Below are 18,413 nucleotides of genomic sequence, written 5' to 3' on the forward strand. Positions count from 1 at the left end.
ATAATGAAATTTTTGTCAAATAAAAATATTGAAATTATATTTAATATTAATGAGTTTATATTTATTAATACTATCTAAGAACTACATTTTTTACAAAAAATATATTTTTTTATTTTAATGTATGAAATGTAAATACTTTTTTTACAATATCATTGTTTTTTATTTAATTATATATATAATAAGGTACTATAAAATAACTTTTACTAAAAGGCTTCAATATGAAAAAATCAATACTTATAATGGCAGGAGGTATAGGTGAAAGACTATGGCCTTTAAGCAGAGAATGCAAACCAAAACAATTTTTAAGTATTATAGAAAATAAATCTCTTATAGAACAGACAATAGACAGAGCATTAAAAATTACTAGTGAAGATAATATTTTCATAATAACAGGCAAAAGATATAAAGATGCATTTGCTAAATATATGCCATCTTTCAAAAATATAATATATGAGCCAATGGGAAGAGATACAGCAGCTGCTATTGCTTTAGGTGCTATTTCTATAAAAGAAAAGATAGGAAATGCTATGATTGCAGTGCTTCCTGCAGATCCTATAATAAAAAATGAAGATTTATTTATAAAGTCTATTGAAAATGCCATTGAAGTAAGTGAAAATACTAATGAAGTTGCAGTGGTAGGAATTAAGCCTAACAGAGCAGAAACAGGATACGGATATATAAAAATAAAAGATAATATTAAAGATGATGTATATAATGTTGATAGATTTGTAGAAAAGCCTAATTATGAAAATGCATGCAAATTCTTAGAAGATGGTAATTATCTATGGAATAGCGGTATGTTTATATGGTCTATAGATAATATTCTTAATTCAATAAAAGAATTAATGCCTGATACATACAACAAAACTGTACAAACATTAGAAGCCAAAGATGATACTCAAAAAGAAGAAATATTCAAAACTATAAATAAAATATCTTTCGACTTCGGTATAATGGAAAAAATAAAAAACATTAAATGTATAAAATCAAGCTTCTTCTGGGACGATTTGGGAGCATTCTCTGCCCTTGGAAGAATATATGATAAAGACGATAATAATAATGTTATAATCGGAAATGTATATGCTAAAGAAGCAAAAAGCAATATAATAATAAATGATGATAAAGATACTTTTATAGCTATAGATGGAGTTGATGATTTAACTATAGTAAAATCAAACGGAGTGCTTTTAATTTATCCGAATAATAAAGATTCAAAAATTAAAGATATATTAAAGGATATAAGAGAAAAAGATGAATTAAAAGACAAAAGAAATTTACTTTAATATCTATTTTCTTTTAGAGTATTTATTATTAAGCAAAGTTTCTTTGTACATTTTTTCCTTTGCCTCTTTGATTTTTTCTAATTGAGATTCTTTTTTCTCTTTTTCTTTTCTCTCTTTTTGATTGTCATCTATAACTTTGCCGTTTATTAAAACATTCACGAATTCTATTTTTTCATTGTCAATAATTTCATAAGGTATAGTTCTACCTTTTATTTCTACGTTTTCAAATTTTAATGATTTATAAAATACCATATTCCTAAAATCAGCATCACCATCTATAATAATATTTTCAAAGCTAGATTCTCCCTGCAAACTTGCATTCAGCATACTGAAATTATTTTTAAAATGAATATGATTGAATGAAAGCTTATCTATTATATCAGAATTAGCAATGGAAAAATTACATTCTACTGTTATATTATCAATATCAATGGACTGCAAATTTGACAAAGACATATCAAAATCCATATTTATTTTAGAATTTTTTATAATGATTTCTTTATAAACATTAGACATTGTAATAAAAAATCCGCTTTCAAAATTACTGTCTGTAAAATCTAAAGAGCCGAATAAATTAAAATTTCTCATTTGGAAAGGTCCATAGAATGAAGAATTAGTGAAAAGCATATTAGTATTTTTTTCGATTTTTAATCCCTCGAAATTAAATCCGTCATAACTTATCATATAAGAGAAATTATAGAATCCCCTATAAATATCATCTCTTATTATTCTTCTGAAAAGTCCTTCAGGTTTATCATCGCTGTTATGATGAAGAATGCATAAACCGTCTTTGTACTCTTCTCTTGGACAATTTTCTGTATTAGATATTTTTTGTTTACAAATAGCCATAAAAAACCTAAATTAGAATACAAAACTCATGCCTATATCATGAGAAATATTATCCTTACTAAAATTATCAAAACTAATAGCATAGTCTAGTCTGAATAAATCCAAATAAATAGATAACCCTAAAGAAACTCCTTTAGTGCCTACTCCTAATCTAGCTAGAATACCGCTTGGAAGCTGTTGTGAAAGCCTTTTTTGTACGAAATCCGGAGCATCTAATATACTTTCGGGCAAATCATCATACCATGCTGTTTTTTTCTTAAATAATCCTAATTTATTAAAATCTATGATCATAGCTTCAAGCCCAACAGAGAATTCATGACTTACAGAAGGTACAGATATTGTATATTGTCCTGATACTGCAAAACTTCCATCGCTTTTAGCATATGCTACAGAAGCTGTTATATCAGTATCTGTTTTAGCAAATACATTATCATAAAATCCGAAATTTCTAACTCCAACACCAAGTTTAAAATTTGGTGTAAATAATGACTGCATATATGATACATCAAAAAACATTCCAAAATTATTATCTTTACCGCTATTATTAACTACACTTTTAATATTTGCCCCTATAAAAGAACTTTCATTGATAGCATAAGCAGCACCTACATTGATTAAATAAAGTCCGTTATATATATCGTTTTTTTTAGCACCTAAACTATCATAAGAATAAACTTTATTTATATCACCTGCAAAACCAACTCCTACAGCATAAGAACCTCCTATATGAGCATAGGAAGCATTGAATATATAATCATTTTGAGGGTTGGATGTAAAAGTATAATTCAAATTAACACTATCTCTAAGTACTCCCATCAAAGATGAAGAGTTTTTAAATAAAGCAGATGAATCATTTCCTATTAAGAAATCTGCTCCCATCATGCCTTTTGATCTTGTGCTGCTTGTTTCCAAAACTGATAATGAATGTTTTGATGATAAAGATGATAAATCAGCTGCAAAAAATACAGATGAATAAATAAATAATATAATAAATATCTTTTTTAGCATTTTTTATAATGTTCTCTTTAATTTTTTAATATTGAATTTTTATAATAAACAAAATTATAACATAAAAAACATTAAATACAATTAAATCAAACTCAATTTATATATATCCATATTAAGTTCATTTTTTAATTTTTGAAAATCATCTTCAATCATAACATCATCATTATCATATAAAGCAAAAAGAGAAGAACCTGAACCGCTCATAGTTACTTTTCTTTTAATTATACTTTCAATTTTGTTTTTTATTTCTTCTATTTTTTTTTCTAAATTAAAAACATTCTTCTCAAATACATTATATGTTTTTGAGACTATTCTTTCAAAATTAATATCTTTATTATCAAGCATATTCTTTATATAAAACAAATCTGATTTATTAAAATCTTCAGGAGTAAACTTTGAATAAGCTAATTTTGTAGAAACATGTATATTCGGATATATTAAAATAACATTATAAGGAAGCGTAAAATCATAATTTCGTATCTTCTCTCCAATACCTGAAACCCAAGCACATCCTCCTCTAATAAAAAAAGGAATATCTGCTCCAAATGAAGAAAAAGATTCTATTAATTCATCATTGATATCAATATTTAATTCAGATAAAAAAAACTTAATAATATTAGCAGCATCAGATGATCCTCCTCCAAGTCCAGCCCCTGTAGGAATATTTTTTTCTATATGTATATTGTAATCATTATTAAGATTCATATTATTTTTAAAATGATTAAATATTTTTGTTACTATATTTTCTTCTTTATCATCTTCTAATGCATACTTACCGCTTGTTGTAATATTATATTTATCAGATTTTTCAATAGTGATGATATCATATAAATTAACTGTATGAAATAAAGATTCTATCAAATGATATCCGTCTTTTCTTTTTGAAGTTATATCAAGAGAAATATTTATTTTGCATGGCGCTTTTATTATAGGCATAATAACTTCCTTAAAATAAAACTTAATTATTTTATTTTAGTATATTTAGTATTTTTTGCAAATAATAAAAAATAAATATTTTATTTTAAAGGAAGTTTATCTATTGATTCTATTTTCCATTTATTTGAATTGTTTACAAGTCTTATATAATAATATGTAGGTGAAAATTCTGTGTTTCTAACAATATAATATCCGCTTGCAGGATTAGTATTATCACCTATTGTATAATTTATAGTTACAGAATACTCCTTATTTGAAGAGGACATTAATTTTTTTATAGAATCTGTATTATCTAATATAATATTTTTAATGTTTTCTATATTTTCTATATCAGAATTTTTTTCTATCCAATCTATATTATCATTTAATATTTCTGTCTTCATCTCATCATAAAATGCAAACAAAGATTGTTTTCTAACAGTGTCCAAATCTTCTAAACATGATACTAATAAAAATAATATCGCAATCAATGTAATCAAAATTTTTTTCATTAAAAAATCCTATTTTCAAATATTCAAAAAGTTAATAGTAATTAAATTCCATTTATCATTCAAATATATTGCCACAAATTCAATAGAGTTTTCAGATATTTTATTAAAAGAAGGATATTCAATCTGAGCTACCATAATATCTTTATACTTTTTATAAGTTACATTAACATCATAATATCCTCCATCTTTAGGAAGATAATTACAAAGAGAATCATCATTATCTGAAAATATTCTCTGATATAATGCCCCTCTATTTTTTATTGACTCTATAATATTAACCGGAGTAAGTTCATATATTAAACTCATCTCATTTAAAGTATTAATTATATTTTCATCTAAATTCTGAATGAAATTAGAAGTAAACTCCAATGTATCTTTATTTGCTATAAGCGTAGATATATATTTTTCATATTCATAAATACTATATTCAACACCATATTCTTTTTTACAAGAAGATGCAAAAACAATTAATATAATAGTAAAAATAAAAATATTTTTCATTTAAGTTTTCCTCTCAAATACTGCACTAAAAATTCGGCAATATCATAAAGTGATAATACCACATGTGCAACCTTATTTTCTATAACACTTCTAGGCATGCCATATACTGTACAGCTTAATTTATCCTGAGCAATAGTTAAATTATTATGATTATACAATCTAGTCATACCGCTAGTACCATCATTACCCATACCAGTCATAACAATAGCAATAGCTTTATCTTTTAAAACATCATCAATAGTATTAAATAAATAATCCACACAAGGAGTATAAACAAATTTTTTATCAGGATCAGGATAAAATTTAATTCTTAATTTTCCTTTGCTGTCCATATATATACCCATATTTTTATCACCAGGAGAAACATATACAATGGAAGGCAATATCTCCTCATCTACCTGAGCCTCTTTAATTCTAATACTAGAAATATCCTGCAAACTAGAAATAAGAGAAGATGAAAATTCTTTAGGTATATGCTGTGATATTAGTATAGGCAAAGGAAAGTCCTTAGGAATACTAGGAAGCATTATTCTAAGAGCTCTAGGGCCTCCTGTAGATATACCTATTGCCACCAAAAGAGGAGCTTTAAAATCTTTTCTAAAAGATATACTTAAAGCTGTTGCAACTTGCTTTTGATCATAAGGCATTATTTTTACATTATCATCAAATTTATCCATATATGTTTTTTCTTCATCTTCAATGACTTCTTTCATACTGCAGCTATTTAATATAGTTGAATTGTAGTCAAAAGCTGAATCAGATTTTATTTGATTGTTTTTTATAGTTTCCAATATAACATTAAGTATATTATCTTTAACAAACTCAGCGTTTATATTCCTAGGTTTATATATTATATCCAAAGCACCTAAATCCAAAGCCCTAGATGATAGATCCTTATTCTGTGCCAAAGAACTCATAATTAAAATATTAGTTTGTATATTCTCTTTTTTTAATAATTTTAATAATTCTATGCCGCCCATCAAAGGTAAATCTATATTCATAACAACAAAATCTGGCTTTATTGCCACTATAGATTTATAGGCATCTATACCATTATTCACAATACTTACAACTTCTAATCTATAATGATTGGCTAATACATTATTTAATAATGCACTAGTCGTTTTAGAATCTTCTGCTATAAGTATTCTGATAGCTCCCAACATATATAAATACCTTAATCCCCTTTTATTGCATTACTATTCTTTTTTATATCTTTATTATTAAGGCTTTCCTCATTTTCTTCTATGATGCCTGTTAAAGCAGAAGATATTGCTGATGTATATTTATCCTCTTCAAATATACTGTATTTATCTGAATTATTTATAGTATTATCAGAAAATAAATCTATTTTTTGATCACTATTAAGTTTTTTATCTTCCTTATTTTTATTAACATTTTCTAAAGCATTAGTTTTTTTATTTACAACTATTTTTTTATTATTATCTGATTCTTTATAAGGAGATTCTTTTTTTTCTTCTATTACTGCAATTTTACCTGCTTTATTTTCTCTAACAATATTTTCTTTAGTAATTTTAGATTTTGTTTCTTTTTTACTAATAAGCTCATCTAAATCATCTAAACTAGGCAAATCATGATTATTATCATTATCAATATATTCATCAACTTTCTTTGCTGAAGGTAAAGCAACTTCTTCTACAGTTTCTAATTTTTTAGCAAAGAAACGTTTTTTTATTATCTCTTTTAATTCAAATAATGTTTTAGTTGTAGCTGATAATATAAATACTATTATAGCTATAATACAAAGATATACAAACCATTCTCCAAATCTAGTATATATAGTGATTCTATCATTAAGTGCTACATTTGCAATCATATAATCCGGCTTCCAAAAAGGAAGAGTTGAAATAATTTTTCCTGTACTTGATATATGACCTGTAACTCCTGAATTTCCGTTATGAACAATATCTCTTCTATTTTCTATAGCTCTAAATACTGACATATAAAAATGCTGAAGGAGTGATTCATCGCTATAAGACCAAGAGTCTTCTGTAATAACAGCTAAAGCCTGGGCCCCATTATAAGCAAATTTTCTCATAAAATCGCCAAAAGCACTTTCATAACATATTGACCCAGAAATACGATACCCATTAGGATGATTAAATACTGTTATTTTCTTTCCTCTTTCCCATCTATTAGCTCCGGCACTATCAAACTGCTTATACATAAAGTTAATAATATTTTTAAATGGGAAGGTATTAAGCAAAAACTGATTATCCTGAAAAGGATAAGATTCCCCGCCAGGTACAAGCTTTATCTTGGAATATTCATCTATCTTGTTGCCTCTGTCATTAACAAATTCAATGCTATTATAGTATGAATATTGATTATAAGCATCTTTATTAGTATTTTCTTTTATAGATACTGTACCAACTAAATGATAAGTTTGAGTATATTTAATCATTTCATAAAAAAGATACATATTATATATTTGCGGATATGCATAATCAGGCACACCAACATCTAAAATATCTTTATAATTATTTACAATAAAGCTATATCCTTCAATAGCAGCTGTTTCAGGGTATACTATTAAAGATGGTTTTGAAAGAGCAGCATCTTTTGCTAGAGAACATATTCTTTTTATAGCTATAGTACCGTTTTGCGTAGATCCATCTGGTTTTTCTTCATTTTTAAATTTATCTGATTTTAAAAGAAATTTCTCTGCAAAACCTTGAATACCTCCAACACCTTTTCTAAATGGTTCTCCTGTATATATGCTATTCCATTGATTATTAGGATCAAATGCATGCTGTATAAGAGCTATATTAGTTTTAGGCTGAAAAGTTCTTCTTGATTCTTCAACATTCATCTTAATAGCACCATATATTATAACTAGAACAAATGATGATATAAAAATCAAAGCAGGAATATAAGGCTTTTTATATTTAATCTTATCTTTTTCAGCATATAATAACAAATAATGAGCAATAATTGAATTAGAAAAATAAACAAAAAAACTAATTCCCAATACACCAAATATATCTGCAGATTGTATGAATATAGGAAAATTCCATTGAGAATATCCAATTATTCCCCAAGGAAAACCAAGAAATCCTATATTACGCATATATTCCATAAATGTAAATACAACAGGCACTATTATAAATCTAAATTCAGGATTTTTTTTAGAAAGAAATCCACTTAACAGCATAGCTGGAAAGTAAAAAAGAAATATCAATAAAAATAATATAGTGAATAAAGTCAAAAAAGAAATTAAGGATCCCAGCTCTCTTAACATAAAAGCCACAATCCACATTAAAAGCGTACCAAAAAAAAGTAGAACAAATATAGAAGATGATATTACATAATATCTAATTTTATCTGCTTTAAATATAATAATATTAAGCGGTACTAAAGCTATAAAAGACATAGGAAATAAGTTAAGTGGAGGAAAAGCCAAAAATAGAAGTATAGCACTAATAATACTTAATATAATTACACCAATTATGTATGAATTACTTTTCGACACTTAACAAATCCTATATTTTTTATACAATACTATTCTAAATTGATAATAACAAATTAATAAACATTAGATGTTTATAAATATATAAAAATAATGCTTTTACTGATTAGCTTCTTTCTTTTTTAAAGCTTCCTTAATTTCATTTACAAATTTTTTATCTTGGAAACCAATATGCTCTAAAAGCCAATCTTTTAAGAACTTAATAAACTTATTAGCTACAAAAGGCTGACCTTCTTCATATTTTCTAATCTGATCAACTATTTCCAAATAAAAACTTTTATGCATAGCTTTATGATTCTCAGCATCTGAATAATTGATTAAATCCATTATTTTTTCTTCTGTTTTGAAGTGATACTGAGTGTAGTCTATACATTTCTTTATAGCTTTAATAAAAGCTTCATTGGTATTAGCATTATTATCAACAGTTGCTAAATAAAGCTCATTAACAATATTAACAAGTTCTTTATGCTGACTGTCTATAAGCTTATGCCTTGTCTCATATAGAGGCACCCATTTAATAAATACTGTACTTTCTTGTTGTTCATTGTTATTATCCATCATAAACTCCATTTTTTTTGATTATATTTACTATATTATAAAAAATAATAAAAAAATCTACTATTACTATAAAAAAATGCTACAATATATACCTACTTATATCGCGGTTATCTTCGATATCTTTCATAGACTCTTTTATATTATCGGCATTAATTTTTATAAATTCACCTTTATGTTCATCAGCACTAAAAGAAATTTCCTCAAAAACTTTTTCCATAATAGTGTAAAGTCTTCTTGCTCCTATATTTTCTACATTAGTGTTGATATTATAAGCTATATCTGCTATAGCCGATAAAGCCTCTTCCTCGAATTCTATAGTTACACCCTCTGTCTTTAATAGTTCCTGATACTGTTTTGTTATGGCATTCTTAGGATTAACTAGTATATCTTTGAAATCTTCCTTAGATAAAGCCTTTAACTCAACTCTTATAGGGAATCTACCTTGAAGCTCTGGAATTAAATCAGAAGGTTTATTTATATGGAAAGCTCCTGCCGCTATAAACAATATATGATCTGTTTTTATAGGACCATATCTTGTATTAACAGTAGTACCTTCAACTATAGGAAGTAAATCTCTTTGTACGCCATGACGGGCAACATCTGCACTATCTGTTTTATTGCCGCTTGCTATTTTATCTATCTCATCCAAAAATATTATACCCATATTCTCAGTAAGACTTAAAGCATCGGATGTAATTTTATCCATGTCTATAAGAGATTCTGAAGCTTCATTAATTAAATATTTTTTAGCCTCTTTAACTCTCAAACGTTTATGTTTCTTATTTGTAGGCATAATACTTCCTACCATAGACTGAATCATATCGCTTTCTTCAAAGCCCATACCGGGAATTATACCAAACATTCTGTTATTGCCTGATGATATTTTGATTTCTACATAACTTTCATCAAAATCACCATTCTGTATACGTTTTTTTATCTGTTCTTTGGCATTTTTCTTCTTTTCTGCCTCTTCTTCAGATATATTTTCATCATTTTCTTTTTTTACAGAAGGAAGAAGTAATTTAGCTAATTTATCCAAAGCTATTTCTGTAGCCTCTTTTTCTACCTCTTTCATCATGGCTGTTTTAAGATCGAATATAGCAACATTTACCAAATCTCTTACCATACTCTCAACATCACGTCCCACATAACCTACTTCTGTATATTTAGTAGCCTCAACTTTAATAAAAGGAGCATTTACTAATTTAGCAAGTCTTCTAGCTATTTCAGTTTTACCAACACCTGTAGGTCCTATAAGGATTATATTTTTAGGAGCAACCTCATCTCTCAAGTCATCAGGTAAATGTCTTCTTCTATATCTATTTCTCAAAGCTATAGCAACAGAACGTTTAGCCTCTGTTTGTCCTATTATATACTGATCTAATGCCTCTACTATTTTTCTAGGCGTAAGTTCGCTTTCTAATTTCGCATCAAATGACATCTTACTTTATTACCTCCAAAGAAATATTGCTGTTAGTGTATATACATATTTTAGAAGCTATTTCAAGCGATTTTCTAGCTATTTCTTCAGCAGATAGATCTGTATTTTCACTTAATGCCATTGCTGCAGCTTTAGCATACTGTCCTCCGCTACCTATAGCTAATATATTGTTCTCACTTTCTATAACATCGCCGTTACCTGAAAGTAAAAGCATTTTTTCTTTACTAGCAACTATAATAAGTGCCTGTAAATTTCTAAGCATCTTATCAGTTCTCCATTCGCGTGCAAGCTCAACTGCTGCTCTTGTTAAATCGCCTGAAAATTCTTGAAGTCTTTTCTCAAATTTTTCAAATAATGTAAAAGCATCGGCAGTAGATCCAGCAAAACCTGATATCACTTTACCGCCGTATAATTTTCTTAATTTTACTGCATTAGGCTTCATAACAGTTTCACCTAATGTAACCTGTCCATCTCCAGCTATTGCTGTAACACCATCTCTGCATACTGCACATATTGTAGTGCCTTTAAACATATTCTTAATTCCTCTCAATTAATATATTATCTTATATTGTATTATATATTGATTTCTATTGCAAATTTTATTGTACTATTTTTCAATATTATTGACTAATAAAATCAAATATATAACAATATTAAAAAAAACATGATGAATTTTTATAAGTTTATAAAAACTACATAATAAAGGCTTGAAATTTATAAAAATTCCAAGCCTTTCGATCACAATTATAATAAAAATTAAATTACCACCATTTTTTATCCAAATTTGGCTTTTTATTGTACTCAGGAAGTATTAATTCCTGTTCATTACCTGTATTATCTTGATTATTATCAGGTATATAAGCAGCACCTCTTAAATAATTAGCTATATTATTATAACCATTGTCTAAAGCTAAATCAGCAGCTGTATACCCATCACTATCTTTCAATGTTTTGTCAGCTTGGCATTTTTCTACTAATGCCACAACACTATCCATATTACCATAAGCAGCAGCATAATGTAAAGCTGTATCATTATTAGAATCTTTTATATTAACATCTGCCTTTCCATTCTGAACTAATGCTACCAAAGCATCAGTATTGTTTTCTAAAGCAGCATAATGTATAGGATACATATTTTCATTATTAGCCATATTAACACTAGATTTATCAGAAGCAACTATATTTTTTACAACATCAGAAGATGCATACATGGCAGCATAATGTAAAGCTGTATTTCCATCAGAATTTTGTATTTTTGTATCAGCATCATATTTCAAAAGTACATTAATTGTGGAAGGTTTATTCTTCATAGCAGCCCAATGTAATGGAGTATCATTTCCATTTTTATCAGCTTCATTTACCAATGTTTTATCTTTTTCTAATAACAATATAACAACATCATCATTTCCATTTGCTGAAGCTACATGAATAGGCATAGCACCATCTATATCATCTCTAGCTTTTATATCGCAGCCTGCCTCTATTAAAGTATAAACTATATCAGCATTACCTACATAAGAAGCAACTATTAAAGGAGTAGCCCCGCCTAAATACCAATTATCTAAAGTAGCTTTATAAGGAAGTTTTGCTTCTTTGTTTATATCTTTATATTTAAGCAAAGCCTCTACTGTATCTAAATTGCTATTTATAACAGCTAAATGTAAAGGAGTATATCCGTTTTCATCTACAAAATTAGGATTAACGCCTTCTTTTATTAAGGTATTCAAAGCTATTATATCATTATTTTTAACAGCAACTAAAAGCTCTAACTGCTTAACATCTAAATCAACAGCATTTATAGTATTATCAACATATACTTCTTCAGTTTGCTCTTCTACAACTTCTTCCTCATTTTCTCCTGTAACTTCTTCCTCTGCAGTATCATTTTGAGCATATTCTTCATTTTCTTCCGTAACTTCTTCTTCTGCTACTGTTTCTTCCTCATTATTCACAGCTTCTTCTGTATTATTATCTGCAGTATTATTATCAGCAACAACAGTTTCATCTCCTTCCAAATTATCTTCAGGAGTACCTTCTCTTGCTATATTATCATTGCCTGCTAAATAATTCTTAACATCATCGCCTTTGGCATAATATATAGGCTCATTTCCATCTTTAGTTTTGCTCATTTTATCAGCACCTAAATCAACAAGAGTCTGTACTGTTTGAAGAGAAGAGAAAGCAGCAGCATAATGTAAAGGAGTCCATCCATCTGCATCTTTAGATTCTATATCTGCTCCATTTTCCATTAATAATTTAACAGTTTCAGGCTTATCCTTCATAGCAGCCCAATGTAATGGAGTATTTCCTCTATTATCTACATCATTTATAGTAGTAGGATCTTTATCTAAAAGTATCATTACAACATCATTATTACCATTAGCAGAAGCCATATGTATAGCCATACTTCCGTCAACATCATCTTGAGCCTTAATATCAGCATTATTCTCAAGTAAAACTGAAACAATATTAGTATCACCAATATATGAAGCTAATATTAATGGAGTGGCACCTCCTAAATACCAGCCATCTATACTTACTTTCATATCTAATTTAGAGTTTATATCTATGTTTTCATTTTCTAATAAAACATTTACAGTATCCAAATCTTTATTCAAAACAGCTCTATGCAAAGGAGTATATCCTTCATCATCTAGAACGTTTATATCTATATCTGCGGAATTATTCAATATATTTGATACATTATCTGAATTTTTTTCATTAATTGCATTAAATAAATTAGTTTCATTTGCAGTTAATGCGAATACAGAATAACTAAAAGTCAATAGTATAATCAAAAATCTAATATGTTTCACCTTTATACTCCAATCTCAAAATAACTAATATTTATAAGTATATTAGATAATAAATAAATATCAAGTACAATAAAAATTTATATTTAAAAATTTATTTAAAATAAAATATTTTTTTAGTTTTTATTTTTGTATTGTATTATAAATTAAAATCATTATAATAATATTTTAGTAAAAAACATTATTATATTTTATTCTATATAAAAGGAAAAGAATATGCAAAGTTTTATATATAACAATCCAACAAAAGTAATATTTGGAAAAAATTCCGAAGAAAATACAGCAAAAGAAATAAAAAACTTCGGCGCTAAAAGAGTATTTATAGTTTATGGTACAAAAAGCGTAAAAGAAAGCGGATTATTAGAGAAAATAGAAAATATAATAAAAAAAGAAAATATAGAATATGAACTATTCGGAGGAGTGAGAGCTAACCCTACACTATCACATGCTAGAGAAGGAGTAAAAAAAGCAATAGATTTCAAAGCTGATTTTATACTTGGCATAGGCGGCGGAAGTGCCATTGATACTGCCAAAGCTATAGCTCATGGTGCCGCTAATCCAGAAACAGATATATGGGAGTTTTGGACAAGAGAAAAAACTTTAGAAAAAAGTCTTCCTATAGGATGCATACTTACAATATCTGCTGCCGGAAGCGAGACAAGTAATTCTTCTGTACTTACTAATGAAGAAACTCTTGATAAAAGAGGTTTTCCTACAGAATTTAACCGTCCTAAATTTGCTATAATGAATCCTTGCTTAACTTTTACTTTACCATATTATCAAGTAGCATGCGGAATAGTGGATATGCTTATGCATACATTTGACAGATATTTCGGAGACAGTGAAAACTCTATAAACGGCGATAACAATCAAACAACAGATGCAATCGCCGAAGCTGTTTTGAGAACTATTTTTAAAAACGGCTTAATAGCGATGAAAGACAAAAATAATTATGATGCTATGAGCGAACTTATGTGGTGCGGAAGTTTATCACATAATACTTTAACAGGACTAGGACTTACTTTTGATTTTATAGTTCACAAATTCGGTCATGAATTGAGTGCAAAATTTGATTGTGCACATGGAGCAAGCCTTTCTGTAATGTGGGGTTCTTGGGCTAAATACTGTTTAAAAGATAAAAAAGAAAGATTCATTCAATATTCAAAAAATGTTTGGAATATAGATGATGATACAGGACTTAAAGGAATAGAAAAAACTATAGAATATTTTAAACAAATCAACATGCCTACCAACTTTACAGAATTAGGAGTGGGAATACAAAGCGAAGAAGTTTTGCATGATTTAACAAGAAGATGCATCAAAGATGGTAAATTAGAGTTTAAACATTTCAGAGCTTTAAATAGAGAAGACGTTTATAATATTTTCAAAATGGCTAATGTTTAATAAATTTATTTTATCAAATAATGTAGTAATAATTTATCATTTTTGTAATTATAAATTATTTTTTATATGTAAATTACCATATATTTTTTAAATAACATTTTATACACAAATATGCTAATACAATCTAAACCATACAAATTACTTCTACAAATAATTTTATACTTGTAACTTTAATATTATATGGTATAATTTTCGTATATATATTTTGAATAAAATAAGGATTCATTAGAAATGGAAAAAATTAACATAAATAAAATAATGGAATTATTACCTCATAGATACCCTTTCCTACTAGTAGATAGAGTAGAAAGCGTTGAAGAAGGTAAAATACATGCTATAAAAAATGTAACTTTTAATGAACCTCAGTTTACAGGACATTTTCCGGAAAGCCCTATTATGCCAGGCGTTTTAATGATTGAAGCATTGGCTCAAACTTCTGGTATTTACTGCTATACAAAAATTTTAAAGCCTGATGAATATGGCAAAAAATTCATGTTCTTTGCTAAAATAGATAATGTTAAATTTAAAAATCCTGTAATACCAGGAGATGTTATGGATATGTTTGTGACTGTTGAAGCATTTAGTAATAATCTGCTTAAAACTCATGGAGAAGTAAAAGTTAATGATAAATTAGCTTGCTCTGGAGATTTAGGTTTATTTTTAGTTGATAAAGAAGCTATGAAAATAGATAAATAATTATCTTAAATAAAATAAGGAAAATAAATGTCAAATAATATACATCCAACTGCTATAATTTCTGATTCTGCTAAAATTGCAGATACTGCAGAAATTGGACCTTATGCTATTATAGAAGGTGAAGTAAGTATAGGAGAAAATACAACTATTGGAGCACATTCTGTAATAAAAGAATATACAACAATAGGTAAGAACAATATAATACATGATCATGCTGTTATAGGAAATCTTCCTCAAGATATACATTTTGATAGAAAAACTGTTAGCTTTTTAGAGATAGGTGACGGAAATGAAATTAGAGAGTTTGCTAATCTTCATAGAGCATCTAAAGAAAATGCCAAAACTATTATAAAAAATAACTGTTATATAATGGCTACAGGGCATGTTGCTCATGACTGTGAAATAAATGATAATGTTATAATATGTAATGGTGCTTTAGTAGCAGGACATGTAAGAGTTGAAAAAGGTGCATTCATATCTGGAAACTGTGTAGTACATCAATTCTGTGCTATAGGTCAATATGCTATGATAAGCGGTATGTCAGCTGTAGGAAGAGATATACTCCCATTTGCATTAACTGCTCATGCAGGTGAAGCAATTATTTATAAGCTTAATTTGGTAGGTATGAGAAGAGCCGGATTTACTTCAGAACAGATTTCTCAGGCTGAAGAAGCTTATGATATGTGGTTTAATTGGAATAAAACAAAACAAGAATTTTTAGATACATATTTAAATGATACCTCATTAAATCCTATAGCTAGAGATATTGTAGAGTTTATATCCAAAGCTAGAAGAGGAATAACTCCTAGAAAAACGGTTTAAAAAATAAAATAAATTATGAGAATATTTATAGCCACTGGCGAAGTTTCAGGCGACATTCAAGGTGCCTTATTAGCAAGAAAAATAAAAGAGCTGGATCCTAATATAATATTAGATGGTTTCGGCGGTGTTGAAATGCAAAAAGCTAATGTCAATATATTATCTGATATGTCCACTTTATCAACTATAGGAATATTTGAGGGAGCTAATCCTAAAGTTGCTTTTAAAAATCTTGGTGCTTTTAATAGATTAAAAGAGTATTTAAAAAATAATAAAGTTGATATTATGCTTCTTGTAGACAATCAAGGAGTAAATCTATTATTAGCGAAATACTGTAAAACCAATAATATACCATATATGTATTATTTTCCTCCTCATGTTGGTATATGGGGAGCTTGGAATGCTAAAAGACTTCTTTCTGCTAAAAAAATAATTACTCCTTTTTTATTCGATTATGAAGTATATAAAAAGTACGGCTGCGATGTAATGTATAGCGGACATCCGTTTGCAGATTTGAATTATAATAAAAATATTCCTGAATTAAACATGCCTAAAAAAGAATATACTGTTGGAGTTTTATTTGGAAGCAGAAATCAAGAAATAAAAAAGCTTGCTCCTGTATTTATAAAATCTATGAAGATGCTTAATGATATGCTTTCTTCAAATATAAGATTTGTAATACCTATAGCATATCCTGAATATAAAGACCCCATAGAAAAAATTCTAGATAGCCATAAAAATTTATTAGAAAATGTTTCATATTCATTATTATGCGGTGATGATAAAGATTATGTTTATTCTTATTCAGATGCTCTAATAATGTCAAGCGGTACTGCTAGTCTATTAGCAGCATGCTATGGAAAGCCTATGGTTATATGTTACAAAATATCATTTATAACTTTTTTTCTTGGAAAATTGCTTACAAATATAAAATATGTTGGTATGCCTAATGTTCTTCTTAACGAGGAAGCCGCTCCTGAACTTTTGCAAAATGACTGCAATCCTAATGCTATTACAAGTCATATTATAAAATATTTAACTGATAAAGAATATTATAAAAAAGTAAGTAATAATTTGCTTAGAGTGAGAGAAACTTTAGGTGAAAAAAATGTGCTAGAACGTATAGCAAAAGAGATTATAAATTCATGATAGATTCCAAAACTAATATAGAAGAGATAAGCAAATATATTAAAAATCATAAAAAAGAGCCTATCAAATTTAATATTACTTGGCTTGATAGTGCTTCTAAACAGAAAATTAATTTTATCTTGGAAGAAATATTAAAAAAATATAATATAAGTAAATATACAAATGATGCACATTATATTATAATGGAGCTTATCTCAAATGCTATAAAAGCTAGATATCTTCATGCTATTACAATTAATACTTTAATAGAAAAATTTCCGGATTTTATAGAAAAAATAAAAAATGAAGAATATTTTGATGATTATTATATAATGAGTGAATATTCTAATATATTAAAAGATGAGGAAACTATAAAACAATTAAAAGAATTTATAAAATTAGAAAATAAACTTATAAAAGATATTGACAATAATATTGAAATTGATGAAGATAAATACTCAAAATTGTTATTATGCAATAGCAAACTTACAATAACATTGATAGTTAGATTTAATAAAAATAATATAGAATTTGAAATAATAAATGATGCTCCTCTTACAATGATTAGCAGAACAAGAATAGACTCTAAAAGATTAACATTTAAAGAATATTATAAAAATAATTTGGTAGAAAAATTCTTTATGGAGCAATTAGATAATACAGAAAGTGCAGGATTCGGACTTGCTTTATGCGATTTAAGACTTTTCAATCAAACTTTAGAGCCTCATAATCATTTAAAAATATACGATGAAAATCATAAAACGCATTCAAAATTGATACTGCCTATCAAAAAAGAATTTACTCTTGTTGTATACAATAAATATTAAAGTTTTAAAATTTATTTACATACCCCGCCCTTTATTCTTTAGAACTTTTATTTAAATATAAAACTTCATTTTTAATTATTAATTTATTTAGAAAATAAAGCACCCGCCCAAGTTGTTTTTAAATTTAAAAATCTATTTAACGCACGGTTGACTAAACTTAATAATATAA

The 18,413-nt window shown here is 27.3% G+C and carries 17 protein-coding genes; 6 read left to right on the forward strand and 11 right to left on the reverse strand.

All coding sequences use genetic code 11. The features are described 5' to 3' along the window. Nucleotides 1-218 precede the first annotated feature (218 nt). Nucleotides 219-1,283: a mannose-1-phosphate guanylyltransferase gene (locus BINT_RS12315; protein ID WP_014488911.1), complete on the forward strand. Its 1,065-nt coding sequence runs from the start codon at nucleotides 219-221 to the stop codon at nucleotides 1,281-1,283. A gap of 3 nt (nucleotides 1,284-1,286) precedes the next feature. On the opposite strand, the gene BINT_RS12320 is transcribed toward BINT_RS12315, so the two are convergent. From BINT_RS12320 to BINT_RS12370, 11 genes are all read right to left on the reverse strand, one after another. Further along, nucleotides 1,287-2,132, reverse strand: a complete 846-nt coding sequence (locus BINT_RS12320) for a hypothetical protein (RefSeq protein WP_014488912.1) — start codon at nucleotides 2,130-2,132, stop codon at nucleotides 1,287-1,289. A gap of 12 nt (nucleotides 2,133-2,144) precedes the next feature. Next, entirely contained in the window at nucleotides 2,145-3,140 is a 996-nt protein-coding gene (locus BINT_RS12325; RefSeq protein ID WP_014488913.1) for a hypothetical protein, read from the reverse strand. 81 nt (nucleotides 3,141-3,221) lie between these two features. Continuing rightward, on the reverse strand, nucleotides 3,222-4,076 hold the full coding sequence (ispE, locus tag BINT_RS12330) for a 4-(cytidine 5'-diphospho)-2-C-methyl-D-erythritol kinase (protein WP_014488914.1): 855 nt from the start codon (nucleotides 4,074-4,076) through the stop codon (nucleotides 3,222-3,224). Between the two features lie 80 nt (nucleotides 4,077-4,156). After that, complete coding sequence (locus tag BINT_RS12335; RefSeq protein ID WP_014488915.1) at nucleotides 4,157-4,567, reverse strand: hypothetical protein; 411 nt, start codon at nucleotides 4,565-4,567, stop codon at nucleotides 4,157-4,159. 15 nt (nucleotides 4,568-4,582) lie between these two features. After that, nucleotides 4,583-5,068, reverse strand: coding sequence for a hypothetical protein (locus BINT_RS12340; protein ID WP_014488916.1), 486 nt, complete (start codon nucleotides 5,066-5,068; stop codon nucleotides 4,583-4,585). Then, complete coding sequence (locus BINT_RS12345) at nucleotides 5,065-6,234, reverse strand: chemotaxis protein CheB (RefSeq protein WP_014488917.1); 1,170 nt, start codon at nucleotides 6,232-6,234, stop codon at nucleotides 5,065-5,067. Before BINT_RS12345 ends, BINT_RS12340 begins: the two co-directional genes overlap by 4 nt. Before the next feature lie 11 nt (nucleotides 6,235-6,245). Further along, nucleotides 6,246-8,561 carry an apolipoprotein N-acyltransferase gene (gene lnt, locus BINT_RS12350; protein WP_041177468.1) on the reverse strand — a complete coding sequence of 772 codons (2,316 nt, stop codon included), beginning with the start codon at nucleotides 8,559-8,561 and terminating at the stop codon, nucleotides 6,246-6,248. A gap of 96 nt (nucleotides 8,562-8,657) precedes the next feature. Continuing rightward, nucleotides 8,658-9,116 carry a bacteriohemerythrin gene (locus BINT_RS12355; protein WP_200859219.1) on the reverse strand — a complete coding sequence of 153 codons (459 nt, stop codon included), beginning with the start codon at nucleotides 9,114-9,116 and terminating at the stop codon, nucleotides 8,658-8,660. Nucleotides 9,117-9,195: 79 nt separating this feature from the next. After that, nucleotides 9,196-10,557: an ATP-dependent protease ATPase subunit HslU gene (hslU, locus tag BINT_RS12360; protein ID WP_014488920.1), complete on the reverse strand. Its 1,362-nt coding sequence runs from the start codon at nucleotides 10,555-10,557 to the stop codon at nucleotides 9,196-9,198. Nucleotide 10,558: 1 nt separating this feature from the next. Then, on the reverse strand, nucleotides 10,559-11,089 hold the full coding sequence (hslV, locus tag BINT_RS12365; protein WP_014488921.1) for an ATP-dependent protease subunit HslV: 531 nt from the start codon (nucleotides 11,087-11,089) through the stop codon (nucleotides 10,559-10,561). Between the two features lie 229 nt (nucleotides 11,090-11,318). Beyond that, entirely contained in the window at nucleotides 11,319-13,373 is a 2,055-nt protein-coding gene (locus BINT_RS12370; protein WP_041177469.1) for an ankyrin repeat domain-containing protein, read from the reverse strand. A gap of 213 nt (nucleotides 13,374-13,586) precedes the next feature. Between BINT_RS12370 and BINT_RS12375 the strand changes: the two genes are divergently transcribed. From BINT_RS12375 to BINT_RS12395, 5 genes are all read left to right on the forward strand, one after another. Beyond that, entirely contained in the window at nucleotides 13,587-14,774 is a 1,188-nt protein-coding gene (locus BINT_RS12375; protein ID WP_014488923.1) for an iron-containing alcohol dehydrogenase, read from the forward strand. A 231-nt stretch (nucleotides 14,775-15,005) separates the two neighbouring features. After that, on the forward strand, nucleotides 15,006-15,470 hold the full coding sequence (gene fabZ, locus BINT_RS12380) for a 3-hydroxyacyl-ACP dehydratase FabZ (protein WP_014488924.1): 465 nt from the start codon (nucleotides 15,006-15,008) through the stop codon (nucleotides 15,468-15,470). Nucleotides 15,471-15,497: 27 nt separating this feature from the next. Further along, entirely contained in the window at nucleotides 15,498-16,292 is a 795-nt protein-coding gene (lpxA, locus tag BINT_RS12385; RefSeq protein WP_014488925.1) for an acyl-ACP--UDP-N-acetylglucosamine O-acyltransferase, read from the forward strand. Nucleotides 16,293-16,307: 15 nt separating this feature from the next. Continuing rightward, on the forward strand, nucleotides 16,308-17,438 hold the full coding sequence (gene lpxB / locus BINT_RS12390) for a lipid-A-disaccharide synthase (protein WP_014488926.1): 1,131 nt from the start codon (nucleotides 16,308-16,310) through the stop codon (nucleotides 17,436-17,438). Beyond that, the gene (locus tag BINT_RS12395; protein ID WP_014488927.1) at nucleotides 17,435-18,244 is read left to right on the forward strand and encodes a hypothetical protein; all 810 of its coding nucleotides are present in this window, start codon (nucleotides 17,435-17,437) and stop codon (nucleotides 18,242-18,244) included. The genes lpxB and BINT_RS12395 overlap by 4 nt, the downstream gene beginning before the upstream one ends. The last annotated feature ends 169 nt before the right edge of the window (nucleotides 18,245-18,413 follow it).

Origin of the sequence: Brachyspira intermedia PWS/A (genome assembly GCF_000223215.1) — a bacterium.
GTDB lineage: Bacteria > Spirochaetota > Brachyspiria > Brachyspirales > Brachyspiraceae > Brachyspira > Brachyspira intermedia.